The following is a 6,827-nucleotide window of genomic DNA, read 5'->3' as shown; positions in this document are numbered from 1 at the left end:
GAAATGGGGCGAAAGTCTGTGGACTCTGTGTAAGACAGTACATGGTTTTTTAACTGTGGTATGCGACGGTGGTGGAAGCAGAAACTTAAATCGTGAGGTTTAGGAATCGCCGCACTTTTAGGGCGGCGAGGATGTCAATAAAGATGAGGCTAATCTCTGCCATCTTAGGGCATACTGTGAGTGTAACGAAGCACTATATTACTCAGTTTGCTTTCCCACTCCTTCCCTAGCTGAATCTCTATCTTGGAGAAGCCATAGTCATGATCGAAATGAAAGTCGCTGGAATTGCCCTAGACGCTATCACTCGCAGTCCCATTGTACTGCTGAAGGATGGTTCCGAGCGTCGCGCCCTACCTATCTACATCGGACAAGATCAGGCTAAGGCCATTATCACCGTCCTCGAACAACAAAGACCCCCTCGTCCCCTCACCCACGATTTGATCGCTAATATTTTTAAAGTTTGGGACATGGATTTAGAAAAGATTATCATCCATTCTCTCCAAGATAATACCTTTTATGCTGTTCTCTGTCTCCAGCGCGGCGAAGTCAAAAAAGAAATCGATTGTCGTCCCAGTGATGCGATCGCCATTGCCCTGCGTACCAACAGTCCTGTCTGGGTAATGGAAGAAGTGATCGCTTCCGCTTCTATCCCTGTCGATCGTGACGCGGATGAGCAGGAACGTCAAGCTTTTCGCAATTTCGTCTCCAATCTTAGCCCCTCAGACCTGATCCAACGTCACGGTGATTTTAGTGATCAGTGAACATTCAGGAGACAGGATTCAGGAGACGGTCGACGGTCGACGGTCGACAGGAGATTATTTTTATTTATTCTCCCCATTTCCCCATCACCCCATCACCCCATCACCCCTACACCCCATCCCCCAATACCTTCTAACTAACAACTGATAACTGGTAACTGATAACTGATAACTGGTAACTGATAACTGATAACTGATAACTGAATCAATGCGTTATCGACGATTTGGCCGTACTAATTGGCAATTTTCGCTGTTTTCCCTGGGGACAATGCGCTGTTTGTCCTCAGAGTCGGTGTTTACCGCAACAGTTGATCGCGCCCTAGAATTGGGGATTAATCACCTAGAAACGGCCAGAGGTTACGGTAATAGCGAAGTTTTTCTCGGTCGCTACCTGCAGCGTCAAGGGGTGCGGGAGCGGGTTTATCTGACTACGAAATTGGTCCCCACTCCCGATCGCCAAACTATGGAAAAAGCGATCGCCGAATCCCTAGAACGATTACAATTAAATTACCTCGATTGTCTAGCAATTCACGGTATTAACACCCGCGAGCATTTAAACTGGATTAAAGACCCGCAAGGCTGCATGAAAGCCGTTTTTCTGGCCCAAGAAGCTGGAAAAATCGGTCATATTGGCTTTTCTACCCATGCACCCCTAGAAATTATTCTGGAGACGATCAATACAGATTTCTTCGCTTTTGTCAATATCCATTACTATTTTTTTTGGCAAAGACAGCAACCGGCGATCGCTTTGGCCCAAGCAAAGGACATGGGTGTGTTTATTATCTCCCCTGCTGATAAGGGAGGTGGTCTCCACAGACCTCCCAAGAAGCTAGAGGAATTATGCGCTCCTTTTTCACCCTTAGAGCTAAATTATCGCTTTTTATTGAGCGATACGCGCATTACTACCCTCAGCGTCGGGGCAGCGATACCAGAGGAATTAGAGACAATTATTAACGTATGCGAAGGAGATCAGCCCCTAGATGCGGCAGAACTTGCCGTTTTTAAGCGTTTAGAGGCACATTTAACCGATAAATTGGCTACAGATTTATGTAGCCAATGTTATCAATGTTTACCCTGTCCCGAAAATATTAATATCCCTGAAGTGTTGAGACTGCGGAATCTGGCAGTAGCTTACGAAATGACTGATTTTGGCCAGTATCGCTATCGAATGCTGGAAAATGCCGGTCATTGGTTCCCCGGACGCAAGGCCAATAATTGTACTGAATGTGGTGATTGTTTACCTCGCTGCCCGGAAAAATTACCGATTCCCCAGCTGTTATTTGATACACACGAACTACTTAACGGACCAGCGCAACGGAGATTGTGGTCATCTTAGGACGAAACCCGAAAAAATTTTTTTGGGGGATCGTCAAAGTGTAAAAACTATCTTAAGATTAACAGGTAAGAGAATTAACTTTCTTGAATTTAAAGAGACAGAAAACAAGAAATAGATTAAGGAGTAAAGGATATGGCACTCGTCCCCATGCGGTTATTGTTGGATCACGCGGCTGAGAACGGATATGGCATCCCCGCTTTTAACGTAAATAATATGGAGCAGATCCAAGCGATCATGCAAGCGGCGGCAGCCACCGATAGCCCCGTTATCCTGCAAGCTTCTCGCGGTGCGCGCAAATATGCAGGGGAAAACTTCCTGCGTCACTTGATCACCGCCGCGGTGGAAACCTATCCTCATATCCCCATTGTGATGCACCAAGATCACGGTAATGAACCCGCCACCTGCTACTCGGCGATCCGTAACGGTTTCACCAGTGTCATGATGGATGGTTCCTTAGAAGCGGATGCTAAAACTCCCGCCACCTACGAGTACAACGTTAACGTTACTGCTGAAGTAGTAAAAGTTGCTCACTCGATCGGTGCTAGTGTGGAAGGGGAACTCGGTTGTTTAGGTTCCTTAGAAACCGGTAAAGGAGAAGCGGAAGATGGCCACGGTTTTGAAGGGGAATTAGATCACTCGATGCTGTTAACCGATCCCGATGAAGCGGTAGATTTCGTCGAAAGAACCCAAGTAGATGCTTTAGCAGTAGCCATTGGTACTAGCCACGGCGCTTACAAATTTACCCGCAAACCCACCGGCGAAATTCTCGCTATTAGCCGCATTGAAGAAATTCATAACCGCTTACCCAATACTCACTTGGTCATGCACGGTTCTTCCTCGGTCCCCGAAGATCTCCTCGAATTAATCAACCAATTCGGTGGCGCTATCCCTGAAACCTACGGTGTTCCCGTGGAAGAAATCCAAAAAGGCATCAAGAGTGGTGTGCGTAAAATCAATATCGACACCGATTGCCGTTTAGCAATTACCGCCGCAGTTCGTGAAGCACTATTCAGCAACCCGAAAGAGTTTGATCCCCGTTTCTTCCTGAAACCCTCGATCACCTATATGCAGAAAGTTTGTGCCGATCGCTATCAACAATTTGGTACCGCCGGTAACGCCAGCAAAATCAAACAAATGTCCCTCGATGATTACGCAGCCAAATATGCTAAAGGGCAATTAACCCAAGTCAGCAAAAAAGTTGTGGCTGTCTAGTAGCTGAACAATTAAGCGATCGCTTAATGGCACCGATCTAGTAGAATTTTTTGGGGTAGTTAACCATAACTACCCTCTTTTTTATGGGAATCCCTTGAAGGGAAAGAGTTACCAGATAAGAATCGATTTCAGAGAAAAGACTATACTGAAAATAATCAGCAGATCAGCACTTGATTTATAAGAGAAGCAAGATGAGAAAAAAATCGTTGTGGGTGGGATTATTAGTGGGATTTTGGTTTTGTCTGACTTGGATGGCATGGACACCCACAGCAGCCGCCTTTAGCGAAGAACAAAAATTGCTACTACAATCTTGGCGATTAGTCAACCAATCTTATTATGATGACACATTTAATCATCAAAACTGGTGGCAGGTGCGGGAACAATTCATCAAAAAACCCCTCAACGATCGGACGGCGGCCTACAATGCGATCGAACAGATGTTAGCTACTCTCGATGAACCTTTTACCCGTCTCCTGCGACCGGATCAATACCATAACCTACAAATTAGCACCACGGGGGAATTATCGGGGGTAGGACTGCAAATTAATATCAATCCTGACAATGGTTACTTAGAAGTAGTTGCCCCCCTTGCCGGTTCTCCTGCTGAGGCCGCTGGTTTGACTAGCCACGATCGCATTTTGTTTATTGATGGCATCGATACCACTACTTTAACCCTCGACGCGGCGGCGGCCAAAATGCGCGGCACCCCCGGAACAGAAGTTTCCTTAGTCATTCTTCCCGATCAAAAAAGTCAACCAAAAACCCTATCTTTAACCCGTCAACGCATTTCTTTAAGTCCAGTAGTAGCGGTTTTGGATAAAAATTCTAGTTCCTTGCCCATCGGTTATGTGCGCTTAAATCAATTTAGTGCTAACGCTGCCAAAGAAGTCTCGGAAGCGGTGACGAACTTACAAAAACAAGGGGCAAAGGGTTATATTTTGGATCTAAGAAATAACCCCGGTGGTTTACTGCAAGCGGGTATAGAAATCGCTCGGATGTGGATTAATCAGGGAACGATCGTTTATACGGTTAATCGCGAGGGAATTGCCGATAGTTTTGCCGCTGCTGGCAATGCTTTAACCGATGCGCCTCTAGTGGTTTTAGTCAATCAGGGAACCGCCAGCGCCAGCGAGATTTTAGCTGGAGCATTACAGGACAATCAGCGAGGGGTTTTAGTGGGAGAAAAGACTTTCGGTAAGGGATTAATTCAGTCCTTATTCGAGTTACCCGATGGGGCAGGATTAGCGATTACCGTCGCCAAATATGAAACTCCCGCCCACCATGATATTCATAAGTTAGGAATTATCCCCGATCAAGTGGTGGCACAGGAACCGATCACCTATGAGGAAATCGGCACCGAAAAAGATAGTCAATACCAAACGGCGATTCAGTTTTTAAACCAGAAGACCGTTTTAGCCAAAGCTTCCTAAGTGGGGTTTACTGAAAAAGTTTGTTGGTGGGGTGAGGCAGGAGATAGGGATTTAGAGATTGAGGGGTTTAGGGGTTTAGGGGTTTAGGGGTTTAGGGAAATTTCAGCCAAATGCTCTACTTCCCCACTTCCCCACTTCCCCACCCCACTTCCCCATTTCCCCACTACCCACTACCCCACTACCCCACTACCCCACACCCGACGGCATAGGTCGAACAAATTAGCCATTTTTTCCATCAATATCTGATTAAGATGGAAACCTGTTTGATTTGAAGAGAATGCTAACATCGATTAGAATTTTCCCAGTCCGGGCCTTTCAGTCTTGCAACCTTGACTCATCCTTGATTTTACTGCCATGCAGAGATATATTCGATCGCCCCTAGCCCTAACCCTGAGCATCACCCTGTTAGCTAATTTTTTAACCGCTTGTAATAATGCCCAAACCCCCGATAACACTGCCTCTAGTCCCACCACCACTGGCCCCGGTGATCAAGGCTTAAAATTAGGGGCTTTACTGCCCATTACCGGAGATTTAGCCGCCATTGGTCAAAATATGCCCGAAGCAGCCGCCCTAGCGGTAGAGACTATCAATGCCTGTGGTGGAGTCAATGGCAAACCCGTCACCCTCGTGAAAGAAGATGACCAAACCGATCCCGCCGCCGGTGCTTCAGCGATGACGAAACTAGCGGAGGTGGATAAAGTAGCCGGTGTGATCGGTTCCTTTGCCAGTAGCGTCTCAGGAGCAGCCGTCGATGTGGCGGTGAGAAAGAAAGTTATGTTAGTCTCTCCGGGTAGCACCAGTCCTGTATTTACTGACAGGGCGAAAAAAGGCGATTTTAAAGGTTTTTGGGCGCGGACGGCTCCCCCGGACACCTACCAAGCTCAAGCTTTAGCGGTCCTAGCTAAGAAAAAGGGTTTTCAAAATGTGGCCACCGTCGTGATCAATAACGATTATGGAGTCGGATTTGAACGGGAATTCGTGAGTGCTTTCGATAAATTAGGCGGCACTATCACTAATAAGCAAAATCCTGTCCGTTATGACCCGAAAGCTGCCACTCTCGATAGTGAAGCGGCGGCTGCCTTCGCTAACCAACCGGATGCTGTAGCGGCAGTCCTTTACGCTGAAACGGGCAGTTTATTACTGCAAGCGGCCTATAAACAGGGATTGACCAAAGGAGTTACCGTCCTCCTCACCGATGGGGTTTATTCGGAAGATTTCACCAAACAGGTGGGGAAAGGAACCGATGGTAAGTCAATTATTGCTGGGGCCCTAGGCACGGTCCCCGGGGCCGACGGTCAAGCTTTAAGTGCTTTTACTACTCTCTGGAAAGAAAAGACCGGCAAGGATGTCACCGCTTTTGTTCCCCATACTTGGGACGCGGGGATTTTATTGATGTTAGCGGCCGAGGCGGCTAAATCTAACACTGGTGAAGGGATTCAAAGCAAGATTCGTGAGGTGGCTAACGGTCCGGGGACGGAAGTAACCGATGCTTGTCAAGCCATGGAAATGATTCGCAAAGGCGAGGATATTAACTATCAAGGGGCCAGTGGCAATGTGGATATCGATGAAAATGGCGATGTGGTCGGTAGTTACGATGTCTGGACTGTTAAGGATGACGGGACTCTCAAGGTTATCGATCAGGTGACACCTAATCAGTAATCAGTAATCAGTAATCAGTGATCAGGAGTCAGGAGGCGGTCGGCGGTCGGCGGTCGGCGGTCGGCAGGAGGTAGGGGATAGGGATTTAGGGGTTTAGGGAAATTTCAGCCAAATGCTCCACTTCCCCACTACTTCACTACCCCACTTCATAATTCATCATTCATACTTTGTGCTTTTTGTCAAAAAAACTTTTTTTTTGCAACAAAACTACACAAAAAAAAGATCATCGTTGTGGGTGAAATTGACTCATTTACCTGTCTTAATTAGGATTACCTTCTAGCTGTGGCAAGGGTTTCAAGCGTTGCTGTCCAAAAAAGCACAGAAAAACCCATTATGAAATTCAGTAAAATCGCTGTAACCATTGTAACATCGTTGTTAAATAAAAATCTTTCTCAATTAATTTTTAAGAATTTGTAAATATTGCGGAATGTT

The 6,827-nt window shown here is 46.6% G+C and carries 5 protein-coding genes; all 5 read left to right on the top strand.

Features of this window, described 5'->3' with window-relative positions; translation table 11 throughout:
* Positions 1 to 260 precede the first annotated feature (260 nt).
* Complete coding sequence (locus tag IM500_RS12430) at positions 261 to 761, top strand: bifunctional nuclease family protein (RefSeq protein WP_002758898.1); 501 nt, start codon at positions 261 to 263, stop codon at positions 759 to 761.
* A gap of 205 nt (positions 762 to 966) precedes the next feature.
* Positions 967 to 2,094, top strand: a complete 1,128-nt coding sequence (locus IM500_RS12425; RefSeq protein ID WP_190718976.1) for an aldo/keto reductase — start codon at positions 967 to 969, stop codon at positions 2,092 to 2,094.
* Between the two features lie 132 nt (positions 2,095 to 2,226).
* Positions 2,227 to 3,306, top strand: coding sequence for a class II fructose-bisphosphate aldolase (gene fba / locus IM500_RS12420; protein ID WP_002744497.1), 1,080 nt, complete (start codon positions 2,227 to 2,229; stop codon positions 3,304 to 3,306).
* 191 nt (positions 3,307 to 3,497) lie between these two features.
* Entirely contained in the window at positions 3,498 to 4,736 is a 1,239-nt protein-coding gene (gene ctpA / locus IM500_RS12415) for a carboxyl-terminal processing protease CtpA (RefSeq protein ID WP_190718974.1), read from the top strand.
* Positions 4,737 to 5,090: 354 nt separating this feature from the next.
* Positions 5,091 to 6,395, top strand: a complete 1,305-nt coding sequence (locus IM500_RS12410) for an ABC transporter substrate-binding protein (RefSeq protein WP_190718971.1) — start codon at positions 5,091 to 5,093, stop codon at positions 6,393 to 6,395.
* Positions 6,396 to 6,827 lie beyond the last annotated feature (432 nt).

The sequence above is a fragment of the Microcystis sp. M179S2 genome (genome assembly GCF_020245805.1).
GTDB lineage: Bacteria > Cyanobacteriota > Cyanobacteriia > Cyanobacteriales > Microcystaceae > Microcystis > Microcystis aeruginosa.
This window is presented reverse-complemented; position numbering and strand designations above follow the sequence as displayed.

What these genes read in the sequence shown, in the direction of transcription:
- IM500_RS12430 (WP_002758898.1), top strand. Translation starts at nt 261, where the DNA reads ATGATCGAAATGAAAGTCGCTGGAATTGCCCTAGACGCTATCACTCGC.
- IM500_RS12425 (WP_190718976.1), top strand. Translation starts at nt 967, where the DNA reads ATGCGTTATCGACGATTTGGCCGTACTAATTGGCAATTTTCGCTGTTT.
- fba (WP_002744497.1), top strand. Translation starts at nt 2,227, where the DNA reads ATGGCACTCGTCCCCATGCGGTTATTGTTGGATCACGCGGCTGAGAAC.
- ctpA (WP_190718974.1), top strand. Translation starts at nt 3,498, where the DNA reads ATGAGAAAAAAATCGTTGTGGGTGGGATTATTAGTGGGATTTTGGTTT.
- IM500_RS12410 (WP_190718971.1), top strand. Translation starts at nt 5,091, where the DNA reads ATGCAGAGATATATTCGATCGCCCCTAGCCCTAACCCTGAGCATCACC.